This window comes from Rhodococcus sp. 7Tela_A2, from assembly GCF_049311045.1.
Taxonomy (GTDB): domain Bacteria; phylum Actinomycetota; class Actinomycetes; order Mycobacteriales; family Mycobacteriaceae; genus Rhodococcus.
Genome location: NZ_JAXION010000027.1, coordinates 15,533 through 35,843, shown reverse-complemented (window position 1 = coordinate 35,843; position 20,311 = coordinate 15,533). Strand labels below are relative to the sequence as shown.

General features: G+C 66.8%; 17 protein-coding genes. 9 read left to right on the top strand and 8 right to left on the bottom strand.

Annotation, left to right across the window (positions count from 1 at the left end; translation table 11 throughout):
- Positions 1-63: 63 nt before the first annotated feature.
- The 7 genes from kdpF (at position 64) to TVH25_RS07550 (ending at position 8,926) form a co-directional block, all read left to right on the top strand.
- Positions 64-162 carry a K(+)-transporting ATPase subunit F gene (gene kdpF / locus TVH25_RS07580; RefSeq protein ID WP_169620987.1) on the top strand — a complete coding sequence of 33 codons (99 nt, stop codon included), beginning with the start codon at positions 64-66 and terminating at the stop codon, positions 160-162.
- A gap of 7 nt (positions 163-169) precedes the next feature.
- Positions 170-1,870 carry a potassium-transporting ATPase subunit KdpA gene (gene kdpA / locus TVH25_RS07575; protein ID WP_422423731.1) on the top strand — a complete coding sequence of 567 codons (1,701 nt, stop codon included), beginning with the start codon at positions 170-172 and terminating at the stop codon, positions 1,868-1,870.
- Positions 1,871-1,931: 61 nt separating this feature from the next.
- Positions 1,932-4,025 carry a potassium-transporting ATPase subunit KdpB gene (gene kdpB, locus TVH25_RS07570; protein WP_422423735.1) on the top strand — a complete coding sequence of 698 codons (2,094 nt, stop codon included), beginning with the start codon at positions 1,932-1,934 and terminating at the stop codon, positions 4,023-4,025.
- Positions 4,026-4,030: 5 nt separating this feature from the next.
- Positions 4,031-4,690: a potassium-transporting ATPase subunit C gene (locus TVH25_RS07565; RefSeq protein ID WP_296550334.1), complete on the top strand. Its 660-nt coding sequence runs from the start codon at positions 4,031-4,033 to the stop codon at positions 4,688-4,690.
- 7 nt (positions 4,691-4,697) lie between these two features.
- The gene (locus TVH25_RS07560; RefSeq protein WP_169652807.1) at positions 4,698-7,241 is read left to right on the top strand and encodes a sensor histidine kinase; all 2,544 of its coding nucleotides are present in this window, start codon (positions 4,698-4,700) and stop codon (positions 7,239-7,241) included.
- Positions 7,238-7,918, top strand: a complete 681-nt coding sequence (locus TVH25_RS07555) for a response regulator (protein WP_169620992.1) — start codon at positions 7,238-7,240, stop codon at positions 7,916-7,918. The genes TVH25_RS07560 and TVH25_RS07555 overlap by 4 nt, the downstream gene beginning before the upstream one ends.
- A 153-nt stretch (positions 7,919-8,071) precedes the next feature.
- Positions 8,072-8,926: an LLM class F420-dependent oxidoreductase gene (locus TVH25_RS07550; RefSeq protein WP_169621086.1), complete on the top strand. Its 855-nt coding sequence runs from the start codon at positions 8,072-8,074 to the stop codon at positions 8,924-8,926.
- A 4-nt stretch (positions 8,927-8,930) separates the two neighbouring features.
- Here the strand turns inward: TVH25_RS07550 and TVH25_RS07545 are convergent, their stop codons facing one another.
- Together TVH25_RS07545 and TVH25_RS07540 are read right to left on the bottom strand one after the other, a co-directional pair.
- The gene (locus TVH25_RS07545; protein ID WP_422423734.1) at positions 8,931-10,217 is read right to left on the bottom strand and encodes an RNA polymerase sigma factor; all 1,287 of its coding nucleotides are present in this window, start codon (positions 10,215-10,217) and stop codon (positions 8,931-8,933) included.
- A gap of 5 nt (positions 10,218-10,222) precedes the next feature.
- Positions 10,223-10,654, bottom strand: a complete 432-nt coding sequence (locus tag TVH25_RS07540) for a YciI family protein (protein WP_169620993.1) — start codon at positions 10,652-10,654, stop codon at positions 10,223-10,225.
- A 198-nt stretch (positions 10,655-10,852) separates the two neighbouring features.
- Here TVH25_RS07540 and TVH25_RS07535 point away from each other — a divergent pair, with 198 nt between their 5' ends.
- Entirely contained in the window at positions 10,853-12,142 is a 1,290-nt protein-coding gene (locus TVH25_RS07535; RefSeq protein ID WP_169620994.1) for a glutaminase, read from the top strand.
- 212 nt (positions 12,143-12,354) lie between these two features.
- Positions 12,355-13,212 (top strand): alpha/beta fold hydrolase, encoded by an 858-nt coding sequence (locus TVH25_RS07530; protein WP_296550335.1) that lies wholly within the window; start codon positions 12,355-12,357, stop codon positions 13,210-13,212.
- A 517-nt stretch (positions 13,213-13,729) separates the two neighbouring features.
- Here the strand turns inward: TVH25_RS07530 and TVH25_RS07525 are convergent.
- From TVH25_RS07525 to TVH25_RS07500, 6 genes are all read right to left on the bottom strand, one after another.
- Positions 13,730-14,155 (bottom strand): hypothetical protein, encoded by a 426-nt coding sequence (locus TVH25_RS07525; RefSeq protein WP_169620996.1) that lies wholly within the window; start codon positions 14,153-14,155, stop codon positions 13,730-13,732.
- A 130-nt stretch (positions 14,156-14,285) separates the two neighbouring features.
- Positions 14,286-14,990: an ABC transporter permease gene (locus tag TVH25_RS07520; RefSeq protein ID WP_422423730.1), complete on the bottom strand. Its 705-nt coding sequence runs from the start codon at positions 14,988-14,990 to the stop codon at positions 14,286-14,288.
- Complete coding sequence (locus TVH25_RS07515; protein WP_422423729.1) at positions 14,957-15,601, bottom strand: ABC transporter permease; 645 nt, start codon at positions 15,599-15,601, stop codon at positions 14,957-14,959. The genes TVH25_RS07520 and TVH25_RS07515 overlap by 34 nt, the downstream gene beginning before the upstream one ends.
- A complete protein-coding gene (locus TVH25_RS07510) occupies positions 15,598-16,704 on the bottom strand; it encodes an ABC transporter ATP-binding protein (RefSeq protein ID WP_169620999.1) in 1,107 nt (368 codons plus the stop codon). The genes TVH25_RS07515 and TVH25_RS07510 overlap by 4 nt, the downstream gene beginning before the upstream one ends.
- Before the next feature lie 14 nt (positions 16,705-16,718).
- On the bottom strand, positions 16,719-17,630 hold the full coding sequence (locus tag TVH25_RS07505; RefSeq protein WP_169621000.1) for an ABC transporter substrate-binding protein: 912 nt from the start codon (positions 17,628-17,630) through the stop codon (positions 16,719-16,721).
- Between the two features lie 196 nt (positions 17,631-17,826).
- Positions 17,827-20,304 carry an ATP-binding protein gene (locus TVH25_RS07500; protein WP_422423728.1) on the bottom strand — a complete coding sequence of 826 codons (2,478 nt, stop codon included), beginning with the start codon at positions 20,302-20,304 and terminating at the stop codon, positions 17,827-17,829.
- Positions 20,305-20,311 lie beyond the last annotated feature (7 nt).

Genomic DNA, 20,311 nt, shown 5'->3' with positions numbered 1-20,311 from the left:
CCTCGCGGGATTCGTTACGTGCGCGCTGGTGCTGCGCGCTCTGCGGTCGGACGGTGAGAACCGATGACCTGGGCCGGAGCGACGAGCGTCGTGCTCGTCCTGATCGCCGCGGCACTGGTGATCTATCTGCTCGCCGCGCTGCTCGACCCCGAGAGGTTCTGACCGTCCGATGAATCCTGCTATTGCTGCGGCGCTGCAACTCGCCCTCGTCGTGGCTGTTCTTGCACTGGCATACGTTCCGCTCGGTGACTACATGGCGCGGGTCTACACCACCGATCCCGATCTCCGTTCGGGAGACGGGAGGGTGGAGTCGCTGATCTACCGGCTGGGCCGGATCGATCCGCGCGCCGAGCAGACCTGGTACGGGTACGCGGGCAGCGTGCTCGGGTTCTCGCTGGCGAGCGTTCTGGGCTTGTACCTGCTGCAGCGCGTCCAGGGTTTTCTTCCGCTCGATCACGGACTGTCCGGCGTCAGCCCCGCGGTCGCGTTCAACACTGCGATCTCGTTCGTCACCAACACCAACTGGCAGTCCTACGTTCCGGAAACCACGATGAGCCACGTGACCCAGTCGGTCGGGCTCGCCGTGCAGAACTTCGTGTCGGCCGCGGTAGGCATGGCCGTCGCGATCGCTCTCATCCGCGGCATCCTGCGAGCCGCACAGGGTGGCGAAATCGGAAACTTCTGGGTCGATCTCACCCGGGGCACACTCCGCATTCTGATGCCGCTCGCGTTCGTCATCGCTTTGATCCTGCTCACCCAGGGCGTCATCCAGTCCTATCGCTCCGGGTTCGACGCGGTCGGTGTGGACGGCAACGGATTCACCACTGCCCTCGCGCCCGTCGCATCGCAGGAAGCGATCAAACTCCTGGGCACCAACGGCGGCGGCGTGCTGGCGGCAAACTCGGCCCATCCGTTCGAAAACCCCACTCCGGTCAGCAATATCGTCCAGATCATCGCGATCCTGCTGATTCCGGTGGCGCTCACCCGCACGTTCGGCACCCTGGTCGGGAACAGGCGTCAGGGATTGACGGTCCTGGGAGTGATGGCGCTGTTGTTCGGGGCGATGCTCGCGTTGGCTTCCGCTGCCGAGTCCGGTACTCGCGGGGCTGCTGCCACGACCGCCGGCGCAATGATGGAAGGCAAAGAGGTCCGGTTCGGTATCCCCGGATCCGTGCTGTTCGCCGTGTCGACGACCGGTACCAGCACCGGCGCAGTGAATTCGGCACACGACAGCATGTCGCCTCTCGGCGGCGGCACCGTGCTGCTGAACATGCTGTTCGGTGAGATCGCTCCCGGCGGGGTGGGCAGTGGCCTCTACGGGATTCTGGTGCTTGCCGTGATCGCCGTGTTCGTAGGTGGTCTGCTCGTGGGCCGCACGCCGGAGTTCCTGGGCAAGAAACTTCGCAGGCGCGAAATCACCCTCGCCGCTCTGACGGTGCTGGTGATGCCCGCACTGGTGCTGACCGGCACGGCCGTCGCCGTGATCCTGTCGTCCACCACCGGATTCCTGGGTAACTCCGGCGAACCCGGTACACCCGGGGCTATTCATGGATTCGGAGAAGTGTTGTACGCCTACGCATCGGCAGCGAACAACAACGGCAGCGCCTTCGGCGGTCTCACCGTGACCGGTGACTGGTTCCAGGCCTCGCTCGGGATGTGCATGCTCTTCGGGCGATTCCTCCCCATCCTGTTCGTGCTCGCTCTGGCCGGGTCGTTCGCGGCGCAACGCCGGATCCCCGCGGGCGCCGGAACGCTTCCCACCACCGGCGTCGCATTCGTGGGTCTGCTCACCGGCACGGTGGTCCTCGTCGCGGCACTCACGTTCTTCCCCGCGCTGGCGCTGGGGCCGATTGCCGAGGCCCTGCAATGACTTCGACGTTCCGTTCATTCTGCTCCATCACGACTTACACCCTGGAGATGTCTCGGTGACCATCGAACTTCGACGCCCTCGGGAGGACGACGTAACCGCGCCCGCCCCCCGCATCGCCGGCGGTCTGTTCTCGCCCCGGCAACTGATCGAATCCCTGCCGGGTGCAGTGCGCAAACTCGATCCCCGGCACATGGCACGCAACCCGGTGATGTTCGTCGTCCTGGTCGGTTCGGCGATCGCGACCGGTGCGGCGATCGTGGAGCCCACCGTCTTCTCCTGGCTGATCGCACTGTGGTTGTGGTTCACGGTGTTGTTCGCGAACCTGGCCGAATCGGTTGCCGAGGGGCGGGGCAAAGCCCAAGCGGCGAGCCTCCGGAAGGCGAAGCAGGACACCGTCTCTCGTCGCCTGCTGCCGTCTGGCTCGGAAGAGTCCGTTCCGGCCACCGAGTTGAAGGTCGGAGATCTCGTCGTCGTGGAGGCCGGTGAGACGATCCCCGGTGACGGCGACGTCATCGAAGGAATCGCGACAGTCGACGAGTCCGCAATCACCGGCGAGTCCGCGCCGGTCATCCGCGAGTCGGGTGGGGATCGCTGCGCGGTCACCGGAGGCACTACCGTGTTGTCCGACCGTATCGTCGTGCGGATCACCGCTCCCGCGGGCCACACGTTCGTGGACCGCATGATCGCGCTCGTGGAAGGTGCATCTCGGCGGAAGACCCCGAACGAGATCGCGCTCAACATCCTCCTCGCGGCACTGACGATCGTGTTCCTGTTCGCCGTCCTGGCCATCGGTCCCATGAGTGCCTACGCCGGTGCCGAGCAGGGCCCGGTCGAGTTGATCGCATTGCTGGTCTGCCTGATCCCCACCACCATCGGTGCGCTGCTGTCGGCTATCGGTATCGCAGGGATGGACCGTCTCGTGCAGCGCAACGTGCTGGCGATGTCCGGGCGCGCCGTCGAGGCCGCAGGAGACATCGACACCCTGCTCCTGGACAAGACCGGGACGATCACCTTCGGCAACCGCCGCGCGACCGCACTGCACCCCGCACCCGGAGTGACGGAGGCCGAGGTGGCCGGCGCCGCGCGACTGTCGAGTCTTGCCGATACAACACCGGAGGGCCGCAGCATCGTCGAACTGTGCGCCGAGCAGTACCGTCTCGATCCCGGACCCACCGGGGTCGGCGCCCACGCGGAATTCGTGCCGTTCAGCGCGCACACCAGGATGAGCGGACTCGACCTCACCGAGGCGGACGGCACGGCGGTGCGTATCCGCAAGGGCGCCGCCGACGCGGTCGGCCGCTGGACCGCACAGTTCGGGACGACAGTGCCTGTCGCAGTCACCGATCTCGTGACGGACATCGCCCGCAGGGGCGGAACTCCCCTCGTCGTTGCGCGCGTGTCGGGCACCAGCGCGTCGGTGCTGGGTGTCGTCGAACTCTCCGACGTGGTCAAACCCGGTATGGCGCAACGGTTCTCACAGCTCCGCGCGATGGGTATCCGCACCGTGATGGTCACCGGCGACAATCCGCTGACGGCGAAATCCATTGCGGCAGAAGCGGGCGTCGACGACTTCCTCGCCGAAGCGACGCCGGAGGACAAGCTCGCGCTGATTCGCTCCGAACAGGAAGGGGGCCGCCTCGTCGCGATGACGGGCGACGGCACCAACGATGCTCCCGCGCTTGCCCAGGCCGACGTGGGGGTGGCGATGAACACCGGCACCTCCGCCGCCAAGGAAGCGGGGAACATGGTCGACCTCGACTCCGATCCCACCAAACTGATCGACATCGTCGAGATCGGCAAGCAACTGCTCATCACGCGTGGCGCTCTGACGACGTTCTCGCTGGCCAACGACCTTGCGAAGTACTTCGCCATCCTGCCGGCGCTGTTCAGCGGCATCTATCCGCAGTTGGCTGCGCTGAACATCATGGGGCTCGCGACGCCGCAGTCCGCGATCCTCTCGGCGGTGATCTTCAACGCGCTCGTCATCGTCGCGCTCATCCCGCTCGCACTCAAAGGTGTGCGGTACCGCCCCGCCGCCGCATCGTCGCTCTTGGGGCGAAACTTGCTGGTCTACGGCGTCGGCGGCGTAGTGACACCCTTCGTGGGCATCTGGCTGATCGACCTCGTCGTGCGTCTCGTTCCGGGAATCGGGTGAATGTCATGAGTCAAGGAAATTTCGTGCTCGGCTTCGTGCGGCAACTGAAGGCGGGTGCCATCGTGCTGGTCGCACTCACCGCCGTCGTCGGCTTCGCGTACCCGGCAGCGGTGTGGGCGGTGAGCCGGATCGACACCCACGCCGCGGAAGGATCACCATTGGCGGATTCGGCCGGGTGCATTGTCGGCAGCGAACTCGTCGGAGTCGATCCGCAGGTGGCTGCCGGGGAACCCGATCCCTACTTCCACCTGCGCGTCGTCGGGTCGGTCGCGGACGACGATCCGTACGCTCCCGGTGATCCGGCTGCGGCTCTGCCGTCGAACCAGGGACCCAGCAGCGAGGTGCTGGCGCGGTTCGTGGAGGAACGACGCGCCGCGATCGCCCTCCGCGAGGGTGTTGCTCCCGAGGACGTCCCGGTCGACGCGGTCACGGGTTCGGGTTCGGGCCTCGACCCGCACATCTCAGCCGCGTACGCCGCGATCCAGGTACCGCGGGTCGCCGCCGCGCTCGGCGTTCCCGACGGTGACGTCCGGCGCCTTGTCGCCGAGCACACGGAGGGGCGTCAACTCGGGTTCCTCGGCGCCGAGCGCGTCGATGTTCCCGGTCTCAACGTCGCGCTGGGCTCCACCGCCCCGGACTGTGCCGGTGACACCTCGGGTGGATGATGGCGAGATGACAGGTTCGGACCACGCAGCATTCCCCGCCGTATCGCGCCGGGGAATGCTGCGGATCTACCTCGGCGCGGCTCCCGGTGCCGGCAAGACCTACGCGATGCTCGGTGAAGCGCAACGGCGTCTCGCGCGCGGTGGCGACGTGGTGGTAGCGATCGTCGACACGCACGGACGTGCGTGCACCGCCGAGAAACTGGCGGGCCTCGAGATCGTTCCACCTCGGCAGATCACCTACCGCGACACCGAGTTCGAAGAACTCGATCTCGACGCCGTGCTCGCGCGCCGGCCCGCCGTCGCGCTCGTCGACGAACTCGCCCACACCAACGTGCCCGGTAGCCGGCACACCAAGCGCTGGAAGGATGTCGAGGAACTGCTCGACGCGGGAATCGACGTGCTCTCCACCGTCAACATCCAGCATCTCGAGTCCCTCAACGACGTCGTCGAGCAGATCACCGGCGTGGTGCAGCGTGAAACCGTGCCGGACGACATCGTCCGCCGAGCCGACCAGATCGAACTCGTCGACATCACGCCACAGGCACTGCAGCGCCGGCTCGCACACGGAAATGTCTACGCGCCGGAGAAAGTCGATGCCGCGCTGCACAACTACTTCCGCGAAGGCAACCTCACCGCGTTGCGGGAGCTGGCACTGTTGTGGCTCGCCGACCAGGTCGACCTCGCCCTGGCGAAGTACCGGGGTGAACACGCGATCACCGCCACGTGGGAGGCGCGCGAGCGGGTCGTCGTGGCCGTCACCGGTGGTCCGGAATCCGAAACCCTCGTGCGCCGCGCCAGCCGCATCGCAGCGAAATCCAGTGCCGCACTGATGGTCGTGCACGTCGTGCGGGGCGACGGCCTGACCGGTGTGTCCGCGCCCCGGATGGGACAGGTTCGTGAACTCGCCGCGAGCCTCGATGCGAGCCTGCACAGCATCGTCGGCGACGACGTCCCGAGCGCCCTGCTCGACTTCGCCCGCGAGGTGAACGCGACCCAGCTGGTACTCGGGACCTCCCGCCGGCCGAGGTGGGCGCGCATTCTCGACGAGGGCATCGGCGCCGCAGTGGTCCGGGATTCCGGAAAGATCGACGTGCACATGGTCACCCACGAGCACATTTCGTCGGCACCGGGACTGGCACTGGCCGGCCGGCACGACCGTCGGCTCCTCTCGTGGGTCGCGGCGCTGTCCATCCCCCTCGCCGCCGCAGGCCTGATGGTGGTCGTCGACCGGGTCACCGGATTCACCGACCAGAACATCCTGTTCTTCGTCGTGGTCCTGGCAGTCGCGCTGTTCGGCGGCATCGGCCCGGCGATCGTCGCGGCGCTGCTGTCCGGTCTCCTGCTGAATTTCTTCTTCACCGACCCGCGTCACAGTCTTCTTCTCGCGGATCCGGGGAACTTCGTCACCACCGGCGTGTTGCTCGTTGTCGCCGTCGCGGTGGCGGCACTCGTGGATGCGGCCGCCGCGCGCACCCGGGAAGCACGCCTCGCGTCCCAGGAGGCAGAACTCCTCGCATCCTTCGCCGGTGCCGTCCTGCGTGGCGCCGGTGTGCCGACGCTGCTCGAGAAGGTCCGGGAAACCTACGCGCAGCACGGGGTCGGCTTCGTACGCGGCGACGAGGACGACTGGGACGTGCTCGGATCCGCGGGAGCAGCGCCCCCGCTGTCGATCGACGAGGCCGACACCGTCTGCCGCATCGACGACAAGCCGTACGCACTGCTGCTGTCCGGCCCACGGCTACGCGCACGCGACCGCAGGATCCTCACCGCTGTGACGGCGCAAGCCGCCGGCCTGGTGCGGCAGGAAGAACTCGCCGCGGAAGCTGCGCAGGCGGCGACACTCACCGAAACCGACCGCTTGCGCCGACTGCTGCTGTCCGCGGTCAGCCACGACCTGCGCACTCCGCTCGCGGCGGTCAAGGCAGCGGTGTCGAGTCTGCGCAGCACCGATGTTGCATTCTCACCCGACGACACCGCGGAACTGCTCGCGACCATCGAGGAGTCGGCCGACCAGCTCACGCGCCTGGTCACGAACCTGCTGGACTCCTCCCGGCTCGCCGCCGGGGTGGTGGTGCCCGCGTCCGAGCCGGTGTACCTGGACGAGGTGGTCCATCGAGCACTGGTCACCCTCACGAGCAGTGGCCCCGACACCGCCCGCTCGATACGTGAGCGCGTCGAAGTGGACGTGGACGACGCGCAGGTGCAGGCAGACTCCGCGCTGCTCGAACGGGCCCTGGCGAACCTCCTCGACAACGCGTTGCGCTACGCACCGACCGGCCCCATCCGCGTCGGCGCCACCTGCGGGAACGACCGGGTGACGGTGACGATCGCCGACAGCGGGCCGGGGCTCGCCGACAGCGAACACGACGACGTCTTCTCCACGTTTCCGCGGTCCGGCGACCAGCGGGCGGCCGGCGGCGCGGGACTGGGGCTGACGGTCGCCCGCGGTCTCGTCGAGGCGATGGGTGGGACCGTCACCGCGGCCGACACTCCGGGAGGCGGCACCACGATGATGGTCGAACTCGCCGCGCCACACGAGGACCAGCGATGACCCGCATCCTCGTGGTCGACGACGAGCCCCAACTGCTGCGTGCCTTGCGCATCAATCTGACGGCACGGGGATACGACGTGATCACCGCCACCGACGGACGCACCGCCCTGCTCGCGGCGTCCCGGCATCATCCGGACGTGATCGTCCTCGATCTGGGATTGCCGGATCTGGACGGCATCGAAGTGCTGGCGGGCCTTCGCGGCTGGAATACCGCACCCGTCATCGTGCTTTCGGCGCGGACAGATGCCGCCGACAAGGTGGCCGCTCTCGATACCGGTGCCGACGACTATGTCACCAAGCCGTTCGGAATGGAGGAGTTCCTCGCCCGCATCCGCGCCGCTGTCCGGCGCGCCGCGACGTTGCCCGACCTGCCCGAACCGGTGGTCGTGACCGATGCGTTCACCGTCGATCTCGCGGCGAAGAAGGTCGTCCGAGACGGTGCCGACATCCATCTGACCCCCACCGAATGGGGCATGCTCGAAATGCTGGTGCGCAATCGCGGAAAGCTCGTGGGGCAGCGTGAGCTTCTCACCGAACTGTGGGGGCCCTCTTATGTCGGCCAAAACCATTATCTGCGTGTCTATCTGACGCAACTGCGGCGCAAGCTCGAAAGGGACCCCACTCGTCCGCGGCATCTGATCACCGAGTCCGGTCGGGGCTACCGGTTCGAGCCTTGACCTGCCCCGCTGTGCGAGTTCGGGGCGGTGCAACCGTTGACCGGGACACGCTGTTGCCGGGACGTGGCGTTCGGTTAGCGTGGCCGGTATGACACCTGACCGCATCGAAGGACGCGGACCGCGGATGGCGGCCGCCGGACGCCTCCGATGACTCTGCGTCTCGGTATCACGAGCCCGATCGTGACCCGGGTGCCCGGAGTCGCCGGGGACTGGGAGGCCGACGCGGGCGTCGAGGACCTCGTCGCGATCGCCGAAGCCGCCGATCGCCTCGGATTCGACCACCTGACGTGCAGCGAACACGTCGCCGTACCGGTAGATGTTGCTGCGCAACGCGGTGCCACGTACTGGGACCCGCTGGCCACCTTGGGATTCCTCGCGGCGCGGACGCGGAGCATCCGGCTGGTCACACAGGTACTCGTGCTCGGGTACCACCACCCCCTCGAGATCGCGAAGCGCTACGGGACCCTCGACCGGGTCAGCGGCGGACGCCTGGTCCTGGGTGTGGGAGTCGGCAGCCTCGCAGAGGAATTCGCTCTCCTCGGTGCGCAGTTCGCGGGTCGCGGGGAGATCGCCGACGACGCGCTCCGCGCCGTGCGCGCAGCCTGGGGACGCGAGCGGCCTTCCTACGCCGGACCGCACTTCGAGTTCTCCGGCATGGTGGTGGATCCGCACGGTCTCCGTACCGAGGTGCCCGTATGGGTCGGAGGCCGCACACCCCGGTCGTTGCGACGCGCGGTCGAACTCGGCGACGGCTGGGTTCCCTTCGGACTCGACCTCGACACCCTCTCCGAAATGCTGTCGCGCGCAGAACTTCCGGCCGAGTTCGACGTCGTGCTGGGGACCGGCCGGCCCGTCGACCCGCTGGGCGACCCGTCCCGCACCAGGGACCGGCTGAGACGGATCGGCGAGGCGGGTGCCACCGTGGCAGGGGTGACGATCGCCGCGACCTCGGCCGAGCACTACGTCGAGCAACTCGAAACGCTCGCGGCGCTCGATCTGCAGGGCTGAACTCTCACAGGCCGAACGACTCGCGGACTTCTTCCGCCTTGGCGAGGAGCACGGAGCGTTCCCGTTCGTTGCCTGTGAGACGTGCTGCCTCGAGCAATTCGCCGCGAGCCTCCACCGCGCGGCCGAGGCGGCGTAGCAGTTCACCCCGCACGCTGGGCAGCAGGTGGTACCCGGCCAGCGCGCCGGATGCGACGAGCCGGTCGATATCTTCGAGCGCGGCGGCCGGACCGCGCGCCATGGACAACGCTGCCGCACGGTTGAGATCGACGACCGGTGAGGGAGCCACCCGAGCGAGAATGTCGTAGAGCAGGACGATGCGATCCCAGTCCGTGTCCTCGAAGGTAGGTGCGCGGGAATGGCATTCGGCTATCGCCGCTTGAAGGCCGTACGGTCCCCGGCCGCGCCCTATCGCATCGGCTCTCGCGAGTGCGGCGAGACCGCGGTTGATCTGGGCGCGATCCCAGCGGGTGCGGTCCTGGTCGGCGAGCAACACCGGCTCACCGGATGGTGTCGTGCGGGCGGCGAACCTCGACGCGGTGAGTTCCATCAGTGCGACGAGTCCGTGCACCTCGGGTTCGCCGGGAAGAAGCTCGGCGAGGACGCGGCCCAGCCGCAAGGCCTCGTCGCCCAGATCCTTCCGGATCCATTCCTCACCCGAACTGGCAGCGTAGCCTTCGTTGAAGATCAGGTAGACGACTCCGAGAACTGCACCGAGTCGTTCCGGAAACTCCTCTCGCGCCGGAACTTCGAACGGCACCCGCGCGGCGGTGAGGGTCTTCTTGGCCCGGACTATCCGTTGCTGCACAGCGGTGGTGCGAGTGAGGAACGCTTTCGCGATCTCGTCGGACGTGAGTCCGCCGACCACCCGCAGGGTCAGCGCTACTTGCGCATTCCGGTTCAGGACCGGATGGCATGCGACGAACATCAACCGCAGCACGTCGTCGTCGATGCGGTCGGGGTCCCAGGCGTCGGTGTCGAACCCCGCCGCGTCGTCCCTCAACTCGCGTGCCAGTGTGGCATAACGCTCGTCGAGCCGGTCGCGGCGCCGCCACCCGTCGATAGCGCGCCTGGTGGCCACGGCCGTCAGCCATGCCGCCGGATTGCGGGGTACCCCGGTGTCCGGCCACTGCTCGAGCGCCTCGACCAGTGCCTGCCCGGCGAGGTCCTCCGCGAGGTCGAGGTCACGGACGGTGCGTGTCAGCGCCGCAACGATCTTGGCCGAGTCCATGCGCCACACGGCCTCGACAACGCGCCGGGCGGTGTCGGGTCCGTGTGGCACCGTGTCGGTCATCGCGATCAGCCGACCACCGGCTTGTCGGCGCCCAGCTGCTCTCGCCATCCGGCTTCCTTTTGGACGTACTCGTTGTTCTGGTCGAATTCGTCGGATTCGGTCACCCGGCGAACCTCGAGCTTGGAACCGGGTCCGAGCGGGCACCGTTTCGCCCACTCGGCGGCCTCTTCCTTGCTCGACGTCTGGATGATCCAGAACCCGTTGAACAGTTCCTTGGTCTCCCCGTAGGGGCCGTCGGTGACGAGGGGCGGATCGGAGTCGAAATCGACGACGAAGCCTTCCTCCGGGTCCGACAGTCCGTCACCTGCGAGGAGGACGCCCGCCTTGATCAGAGACTCGTTGTACCGGCCCATGGCGTTGAGGATCTCCTCGAAATCGATGTTCTTCGAGGCTTCGAGGGCGGCGTCGGTGGCGCGCATCACGAGCATGTATTTCATGGGATTCTCCTTCGACTCGGAGACCGCGTGTCGATCTCTCAACCTATACGTCGAACAGGCTGGTCATCGATCGACAACACGGTGGATTTTTTTTCGGGCCGGCTGCGTTCGTGGGCGGCCGTCGCCACGCGGGCAACCTTCGTGACACGGGAGCGGGGGCGGACGATCGAATCGGCGAGCATGCGCGACGATGGACGGATGCGTTCACCTCTGCCGGACTACCTGACCGAAGTTCTCTCCGTATGTTCCGAGGGAAAGGGCGCGACGTCCGATCACATCCCCGAGCTGAAAAACGCGGACCCCGACCGCTTCGCGATTTCTCTGGTCACCGCGGAGGGCGTGACGTATTCGGTAGGCGACGACGACACCGAGTTCAGCATCCAGTCGATCTCCAAGCCCTTCGTGTACGGCCTCGCGCTCGAAGAGCGTGGCTTCGAGCGGGTACTGGACGCGATCGGTGTCGAACCGTCGGGTGAGGCGTTCAACGAAATCTCGCTTCAACGAGATACCGGACGTCCGCTCAACCCCATGATCAACGCGGGGGCGCTCACCGCTCACGCACTGGTGGGCGAGAACAAGACACCCGAATACCGCATTCGTGCGATCCGCGATCTGCTGTCGTCCCTTGCGGGGCGCGAGCTCGAGGTCGACGAGGGCATCTCGGCGTCCGAACTGGGTGCATCCTTCCGAAATGTCGCAATCGCGAACCTTTTGCGCAACTACGAGATCTTCCCGGACGATCCGGACGACATCGTCGCCGGATACGTCGGGCAATGCTCCGTGAAGGTCACCACAGCCGATCTCGCGATGATGGCCGCCACGCTCGCGGGCGGAGGCGTCCAGCCGCGGACGGGTGAGCGGATCTTTTCCCGGTCCGTCGTCCGGCAGGTGCTGTCGGTGATGGCGACCTGCGGAATGTACGACGCGGCCGGCGACTGGCTTTCGACCGTCGGTATCCCCGCGAAAAGCGGTATCTCCGGCGGGATCATCGGAATCCTTCCGGGGCAGTTGGGCATTGCGGTGTACTCGCCGCGACTGGACGAGCACGGCACCAGCGTTCGCGGCGTCGAAGCCTTCGAACGTTTGTCGCACGATATGAATCTGCACCTCATGGAGGCGCCGATCGTCTCGCGCTCGGTTCTGCGGCGCCGCGCCGTCATAGGTGAGGGCAGTGAGGCTTTCACCTTTCTCGAACTCCACGGCGACATCCATTTCACGAACGCGGAAGGCGTCGTGCGGGCACTTGTCGAGGAACCCGTCGAGACGCAGCGCGCCGTGTTCGATCTCACGCTGGTGCGCGCCGTTCTCCCGGTAGGCCGCAGGATGCTGCTCGAGGTGATCCGGCGCCTGCACCTCGACGGAATCGACGTTGCGCTGGTCGATCCCGAGGAAGTGTTGTCCGATCCGGACGCCGGCGACGGCTACCGTCCTCGGGTGTTCACCACGCTCGACGAGCTGCGCGACGAATCCGCAGGCTCTTCGGAGTGAACCAGAGGTACTCGAGGGACGTCTGAGATCGCGCCGAAGAGAATGTCGGTGGCGATGGTGGCGTGGACGCTGAGGAGTGAGCTACGGTGTCGTCCGGTGTGCCGCAAGGTCGGCGAAGAGATGTCGTGCCTACGAGAGAAGATTCAGCCAATGCTGTTCACCTGTGAACATGTCGTCGTGCCCGGCTCGGCCGGATTGGGCGGGTGACCCGGATGCTCACCCGATCCCCGTACCGCTGCCCCGGTGACGACAGCGTCATCCACTCCGCGTGCGCAGGCATGCTGTCGCACTGGTCGCGGCCGGTCGACGAACATATCGCGCGCACGTCGCTGGGCGAGACGTTCGTCCTGAGTGTCGGCGCCCCCACCGCGCCGCCGATCGTCGTTCTGGCCGGCGGGGACCTTCCGGCTGCCGGCCTGCGTGTCCTCGCGGAGCAGCTGGACGACTCGCGCCGGGCGATCCTCGTCGATCTTCCCGGCCTGCCCGGCGGGAGTGCCCGTACCCGGCCCGCGGCCGAGATTCACGCGGCGTACGGCCGCTGGCTGATGGAGGTCTTCGACGCACTCGAAATAGCGAGCGCGCCGGTTATCGGCCTGGGCTGGTCGGCATCTGTTGCGGCAGCCGCAGCCGACGTGGACCGAGTGGAGAAGCTGGTCCTTGCTGCGCCGCTCGGGCTGGTGCCGCGCGCCAGGTGGCATCGCGCGCTCATTCCCGGCTTGCAGTGGCGGAACGAGCCGAATCTCGAGAACACCCAGCGTTACCTGCAGGCCCTGGCCGGGAGCGGCTACCAGCCCGACGATCCGACTTTGCGCTGGTCGTGCCGTGTCGGTGCGTACTGCACCTCACTGACCGGTCTGCCTCGGATAGGACGGTCGGTACTTCAGCGCTGGCGTGGCCGCGCGGTCGAGATCGTGGTCGGCGAGCAGGATCCGCTGATCCAGCTGTCGTCCCTGCGAAAGCTCGCCGACGATATGGCGGTCGACCTCCAGGTGGTTCCCGGTGCCGGGCATCTCCTCGCGGTCGAAGCGCCCGCTCGGCTCGCCGAAGGAGTCTTTGCCCCGCGTTCGTGAGCGTCGGACGCGGAAAACAGCGAAGTGTGACCTACGTCGCGTTCAAAACTGTGGGGGCCGGTGGTACACCCTTTGAGGACCCACGGCACGGACGGAAGGTCGATCATGCTGTTTTCTTCGCTGTTTCCCGTAGCGGGCCGTGTCAAGCCCGATTCGGGCGGGGCCGAGCCCGTGAACCCGGCACCCTCCGAGGATTCGCTTCGCGTCACCGTGTCCGCGCTGCGCGCGTGGGGTGACGAGGGAGATCACGGAAGTGGAATCGCAGGGCGCGCCTAGCGCCGGCCCGAATCGTCACGGTGGCTGTTCGGTAGCAAAGTGCGGCGCCGGACTGCCCCCGACGGGCGTACCTCAGTCCGGCGCCGCAGCTAGCAACACGACACGTCGTACCACGACGTGAGTGTCCCCGCTCTGCGGGCTGTATAAACCGTAATGGAAGATCACGAAAAGGTCACGCGAAAAGCTGATACATCGGTCCGCGCGGTACGAGATCTCGCCGGCGCGGCCCGTGCCGGTCCGGTCAGCAGTGGGCGCTCGCACACGTCAGAGCCACCGAATGGGCACCTGTACGGGCAAGCAAACTGCGCAGAGGGCCACCGTCGAGCAGTTGACGCGTCACCTCTCGGTCGTCGAGGTCGTCGTCCTCCGCGCCCACCAGAATCTCCGGGCCGAAGCCGCTTCGGGGTCCGTGCAGCAGTAGCCGCTCTTCTTCTACAACCCGGACCGGTACGTCGTCGCCGCCGTCCACCGCACCGACGGCGAGCGCGACATATTCCCTCTCCTGTTCGACATCGCGGCAGGCCATCAGGCGGGACCCCATGAGCACCCGGTCCAGTGTCACGCCCGACGTATCCGGCGCCACACCGGAACGGCCGTACCTGTCGTCCTCCGGCAGCATCACGCGCCGCGACGTCCAGCTGAAATGCGCTTCACCGCTCGTATACATCGCAACTGCGCCTCCTCGACGACGCGCCGGGGCGAATGTCCCGTTCCTGTCTTTCGTGTCTGTCCGGAAAGTGTGCACCCGACGTCCGACACGTCCGGCGGCCCCCGCAGCGGCGACGACGGCCCGCGAATCACCCCGTCGAAGCCCGCACGCCCTCCGAGACCACCACGCGGTACAACACCGCGAAAACCCCGAGGACGACGAGAGAACACACGGCCGCGAGGGCGGCGCCTCCCACGACGAGTGCATAGTCGCTCCGGGCAAGACCGTCCACGATCGGCCTGCCGACGCCACCGAAACTCACCGATGCCGCGATGGTCGCGGTAGCGACGATCTGGACCGCTGCGGTGCGCATGCCCACGAGGATCAGCGGCAGCGCCACCGGTAACTGCGCACGGAGGAGCACCTGCATCCGGGTCATGCCCATTCCCCGCGCCGCATCCGTGAGCGCGGGGTCGACGCCACGAATCCCCTCATAGGAGTTGAGCAGCACGGGCGGCACCGCGAGCGCGACGAGCGGAACCAGAATCGGGACGAGCCCGATGCCGTAGAGCACGACCAGCAGCACGAGCAGCCCGTACGTCGGAAGTGCCCGGGCGGCATTGGCGAGGAGGGTCATGAGGATTCCGCCGCGACCGGTGTGGCCGGTCCACAACCCCAGCGGCAGCGCGAGCAGGACGGTCAGGACGAACGCCAGGAACGTGTAACCGAAGTGTTCGAGGAGACGGGCCGGAATCCCGGACGGCCCCGACCAGTTCGCGCCGTCACCGAAATAGTCGACGAGGTAGTACCACAGCGTCGTCACCGCGCCGCCCCTGCCGAGCGGTGCAGCCACGGGGTGACGAGCCATTGCACGAGAACCAGCACCGCGTCGGCGACGAGTGCCATCACGACGATCACCGCGATCCCGACCAGCGCGAGATCGAGCCGGTCGAGTTGCACGGAGGCTGTGAAGAGCGACCCGAATGCTCCCATTCCGATCAGTGCCCCGACACTCACCATGCTGATGTTGGCGACGACCGCGACCCGTAAGCCCGCGATGACCGCCGGCAGCGCAATCGGCAGGTCGACAGTGAGCAGCCTGCGGGGGCCCGAGAATCCCATCGCGATCGCGGATTGCCGCACACTGTCGGGGATCCCGCGTAGACCGTCGACCACATTCGGAATGAGTCCCGCGAGGGCGTACACGGCGAGCGGCAGGATCACGGTCGTGCGGCTGATGCCGGTGAACGCGATGAGCAGGACGAAGAACGCGAGCGACGGAATCGAGTACAGCACCGTCGAAATCGCCAGAACCGGTGGGTACGACCGCGGCCAGCGCACGCACACCAGACCGAGGGGCAGCGCGACCACCAGGCCCAGGAAGGATGCACCGAGGGCCATCACCAGGTGATCCGACAGCAGTTCCCAGAACGTGCCGAGGTAACCCGGGATCCGGAGACTCACAGCTGCTTCCGCACCGGCGAGTCGGTGCGCTCCCGGTGTTCCCGGCGCACGACAGCGGCCACCTCTTCACTGCTCACGACGCCCAGCGCCCGCCCGTCCTCGTCGACCGCAACTGCGAAACCGCAGGGCGACAACACCGCAGCGTCCAGCGCGGCGCGCAGAGTGTCCTTCCCCGGCACGAATCCCCGTCCCGCCGGCACGAGGGTGCCGGAGGAATCGGAGGCATGCGGATCGCGCCAGCCGACCGGTCGTTTCCCGTCGTCGACGACGAGCATCCACCGGCCGTCGCCATCCCGAATCGGCATGTCTCCGGTGGACGTGATCCTGTCTGTGTGCAGCGGCAGACCGGCCGTGGAAAAGAACGACAGCAACCGAACCCCGCGGTCGACGCCCAGGAACCCGGCAACGAAGTCGTCCGCCGGGTCGCCGAGAAGCTCTTCGGGAGTCGCATATTGGGCGAGCACCCCACCCGGTCGCAACACGGCGACCCGGTCGCCGAGGGTGATGGCTTCGTCGATGTCGTGGGTGACAAGGACGATGGTTTTGGCGAGTACCGATTGCAGGCGCAGTAACTCTTGCTGCAACTCCTTGCGGACGACCGGGTCCACCGCCGAAAACGGCTCGTCCATCAGGAGAATCGGCGGATCGGCGGCGAGTGCGCGGGCCACGCCGACCCGTTGCTGCTGGCCCCCGGACAGTTGGGCCGGGTAACGGCGCGCCAACTCGTCTCCGAGTCCGACGCGGTGCAGGACCTCCATGGCGGTCGCCCGGGCCTGCTTCCGTGACGCCCCCATCAGGCGCGGCACCGTCGCGACGTTGTCGACGACGGTCCGATGCGGAAACAATCCGGCGTGCTGGATGACGTACCCGATCCCGCGCCGCAGGGTCTGCGGATCCTGGGATCGCACGTCCTCGCCGTTGACCAGGACGCGTCCGGCGGTCGGATCCACCATCCGGTTGATCATGCGCAGCGAGGTGGTCTTACCGCATCCGGAGGGGCCCACCAGCACAGTGAGAGTGCCGGTGGGCACTTCGAGGGACAGTCCGTCGACTGCCACGGTCCCGTCGGGATACTGCTTTTGCACATTGTCGAAAGTGATCACGGAGCACCCGGCCCTCAGTTGATGCCGTTGTCCTGCAACCACTCTTCGGCGACGACATCGATGTCGCGGCCCTCGGTGACGACCTGGCCGACCAACTCGATGAGAACGTCGGTGGTGAGGTTCTCGGACACAGCGTCGAGCGTCGCGACGTTCTCGTCGGTGAGATCTTCCCGGTGGACGAGCGGCGTGACGTTCTGTGCCCCGAATACGGATTCCGGATCGTCCAGTGCCACAAACGGTTCGGTACTGAGAGACGGATCGGTGGTGAAGATGTTCGCAACCTGGATGGTGTTGTCCCCGAGCGCCCGGATGGTGATCGGCCCGCCCGTGTCGGTGGGCACGAACTTCTGGAACTCGACGCCGTAGACGTCTCGGAGACCGACGACGCCCTGCCGCCGTGTCTCGAACTCGGGCGGTCCGCCGAGGGCGAGTTCGCCTGCAACCGGGGCGAGATCGGCGATGGTCGTCAGGTTGTAGCGATCCGCGGTCTCCTCCGTGACGACGAGTGCGTCCTTGTTCTCCCCCGGCGCCGACGCGAGAATGGAGAGACCTTCCGGAAGCGACTCCGCCAGAGCGGCATTGACATCCTCCGTGGTAGCCGCAGTGCTCTCGGGATCGACGCGGGCGAGCAGTGCCCCGTTGTACTCGGGCAGCACGGTGATGGCTCCGGAGGCGACCTGGTCGTAGTAGATCTCCCGGCTGCCGATGTTGAACTGGCGCGTCACCTCGGCGCCACTCCCCTCGAGCGCCTGCGCGTAGATCTCCGCGAGCAGCACATTTTCGGGGAAGTTCGCCGAACCGACGACGATGGTGCCACCCTCGCCGGACTCGGACGCGAGCGGATCGTCGGCGTTGTTCCCGGAACATCCGGTCACCGCCAGGGCAGCGGTGGCGACAACTATGGCGGTGCGAACGAAAGCTTTCACGTGGGTCTCCTCGGCGGTCGGCGTGTCGACTCTAACGCGCTCTCCTGCAGCACTGCCTGATTTGTCACCGATCGGACCCGCGTGGCTGCCGAACAGACAACGCCGGGCGACCGAATGATCGCCCGGCGTCTCGCCGTACCGTCTCTGCCGTTCAGGTGGAGTGTTCGTCTCTCACGATGGAAGCCATCGCGCGGGATCACTCACCGTTGTTTCGCGAGACCCATCGTTCGTGCAGTTGCCCGCGTCGGATTCCGGGACTCGTACCGGGCGCGGAACCGGAGTTGCCGCTCGGCGGTAGCGGGCGCTCCCACGGATTCTCCACCGGTGCGCCGGAGTACGTGTCGTTGTTGTTCTGCTCGTATCCGGTGTAGTTGTCGTTGTTGTTCTGCTCGTATCCGGAGTACGTGTCGTTGTTGTTCTGCTCGTATCCGGAGTACGTGTCGTTGTTGTTCTGCTCGTATCCGGAGTACGTGTCGTTATTGCCTTGCTCGTACCCGGTGTAATTGTCGTCGTTGTTCTGCTCGTACCCGGAGTAGTTGTCGTTGCCGGGCGCCTCGTATCCGGCGTACGAGTTGTTGCCCGCCCGGGACACCTCGTTGCCGTTCTGGCCGGCACCCGAGTACGCCTCGCTGCCGTTCCGGCCCGCCGACGCATACGCTTCGTTGCCGTTCGGAGTCGCACCGGCGAACGACTCGCCGTTGTGGTTGTGCGACGCGCGCTGGTCGTACTGATCCGTGTACTCGGTGTTCGTCTCTCCGGGCGGAAGAGGAAGTCGGCGCGGGCGGTCGATCTGGAACGGGTCGGACTGGGTACCGACGCCCTTGAGCAGACGGAGCGGCAGATAGAGGCTCGCGGTGACGCCGGAGTTGGTCGACGAGTCGAACGTCGGACGCAGCCGCACGGTGATCCCGTGACGGTGGGCCAGTCGCGCGACCACGAACAGACCCATGCGACGCGCTGCGCCGGAGCCGGCTTCGCTGTCCGTCGCCAGCCGTTCGTTGATCTCGGCGAGCTCGTCGGAGGGGATACCGATTCCGCGGTCGGCGATCTCGAGCAACAAGCCGCCGTCGACGGCGCGCGAGAACGCGAACGCCACGGTGCTCTCCGGCGGGGAGGCTCGCAGTGCGTTGTCGAGGAGTTCGGCCACCATGTGGACGACGTCGGTTACGGCGGTACCGAGGAGCGAACCCTCCGGTGCGTTTCCGACGTTCACGCGCTGGTAGTTCTCGACCTGTGAGACTGCGGCACGGAGCACGTCACCGAGCGGGGTGTCCGGGATCCGTCCCATTCGCTGCCGGGTGCCGGCGAGGACGAGCAACGAGTCGCCGGTGCGACGCATACGGGCCGCGAGGTGGTCGAGCGCAAACAGGTTCTGCAGACGCGTGGGGTCGCGCTCCTCGTGCTCGAGCGAGTCGATGAGCGACAGCTGCTGCTCGACGAGGGTCTTGTTGCGACGCGCCAACGTTTCGAGCATCTCGTTGACCTGCCGGCGCAACTGCGCCTGCTCACCGGCGAGCCGCAGCGCACCCTCGTTCATGGTGTCGACGGCGCGGGCGACCTCGCCGATTTCTTCCTTCGAGTGAACGCTGACCGGAGGGAGTGACACCGTACCGATTTCTGCGCCGTCCTTGATGGCGGCGATGGCCTCGGGCAGGCTTTGCTCTGCGGCAAGAAGTGTGTCGTTTCGGAGGCGGCGAAGCGGGCGCACGATCGAGAAGGCGACCATCACGGCCAGGCCCAGCGCGACGGCCAGCACGATCGCAATTCCGATGGCGTTCTTGAGTGCTTCGGTGCGAGCTTCGCTGGCATGGTTGTCGAGGAGGCCGACGATGCGGGTGGCGGAGTCGCGGACTTCCTCGATGTAGACCATGAGGCTGGTGAAGATCGAGTTGCGCAGCGCTCCGGTGTCGCCGCTGGTGCTGTCCAGATTCGCCGTCAAGTTGCGGCGATTGTCCAGTTCCGCGACGAGCGCGTCGAGCGAACTCGTGTCGGCAATGTTGGGGTTGGACTCGACGGTTTCCCGCAGGATCGACATCTGCGCTGCGTCGACGCCGAGTGCGTTCGTCCACATCAGGAGAGCACCTTCGGTGCCGGCACCCAGTGCGGAGTACGCGACGACCTGGTCCAGCAGCGCCCACTGGGTCGTCCACATGTCGAGGAGGGTGGCGCTTTCCTGGAGGACATCGGGTTCGGGCGCGGTGGAGGACGCGGCACGGAACACCGAACTCACGCGGCTGATGAACGCCTGTGCGCGCTCGCTGGCGACCACGGGTGCCATCGATCCGGCGACAGCACTGTCGAGCAGGCTGTTTCCCTCGGCGAGCACCTTGTTCAGTGCTGCTTTGATCTCGGGCTCGAGGCTGATGTTCGCGATCTGGTCCGTGAGGACCGTCTCTGCTTCCCGCGCGATCGTCGCACCGTTGTCGGTGGGCAACCCGATGATCGTCGCGGCTGCGGCACCCGCGACGCCGGTGCTGTATTCGGCGAACATCGGCAGAATCGACACCTGCTCGGCAGCAGTGCTGAAGTGGCGGGAATCCTCGAACAGGCTGATGACGCGGAGCGATCCGAAAAGCGCGGCGGCGATGATGGGGACCGCCACGACGGCGGTGACCTTGCGCCATAGGCGCCAATTCTCGGGGGAATATTGCTGGAACTGCTGTTTGAGACTCATCGTGTTC

Bases quoted from the DNA above. Each gene is read 5' to 3' on its own strand.
- kdpF (WP_169620987.1), top strand. From the start codon at position 64: ATGACCTGGGCCGGAGCGACGAGCGTCGTGCTCGTCCTGATCGCCGCG.
- kdpA (WP_422423731.1), top strand. From the start codon at position 170: ATGAATCCTGCTATTGCTGCGGCGCTGCAACTCGCCCTCGTCGTGGCT.
- TVH25_RS07565 (WP_296550334.1), top strand. From the start codon at position 4,031: ATGAGTCAAGGAAATTTCGTGCTCGGCTTCGTGCGGCAACTGAAGGCG.
- TVH25_RS07560 (WP_169652807.1), top strand. From the start codon at position 4,698: ATGACAGGTTCGGACCACGCAGCATTCCCCGCCGTATCGCGCCGGGGA.
- TVH25_RS07555 (WP_169620992.1), top strand. From the start codon at position 7,238: ATGACCCGCATCCTCGTGGTCGACGACGAGCCCCAACTGCTGCGTGCC.
- TVH25_RS07545 (WP_422423734.1), bottom strand. From the start codon at position 10,217: ATGACCGACACGGTGCCACACGGACCCGACACCGCCCGGCGCGTTGTC.
- TVH25_RS07540 (WP_169620993.1), bottom strand. From the start codon at position 10,654: ATGAAATACATGCTCGTGATGCGCGCCACCGACGCCGCCCTCGAAGCC.
- TVH25_RS07535 (WP_169620994.1), top strand. From the start codon at position 10,853: ATGCGTTCACCTCTGCCGGACTACCTGACCGAAGTTCTCTCCGTATGT.
- TVH25_RS07530 (WP_296550335.1), top strand. From the start codon at position 12,355: ATGCTCACCCGATCCCCGTACCGCTGCCCCGGTGACGACAGCGTCATC.
- TVH25_RS07525 (WP_169620996.1), bottom strand. From the start codon at position 14,155: ATGTATACGAGCGGTGAAGCGCATTTCAGCTGGACGTCGCGGCGCGTG.
- TVH25_RS07500 (WP_422423728.1), bottom strand. From the start codon at position 20,304: ATGAGTCTCAAACAGCAGTTCCAGCAATATTCCCCCGAGAATTGGCGC.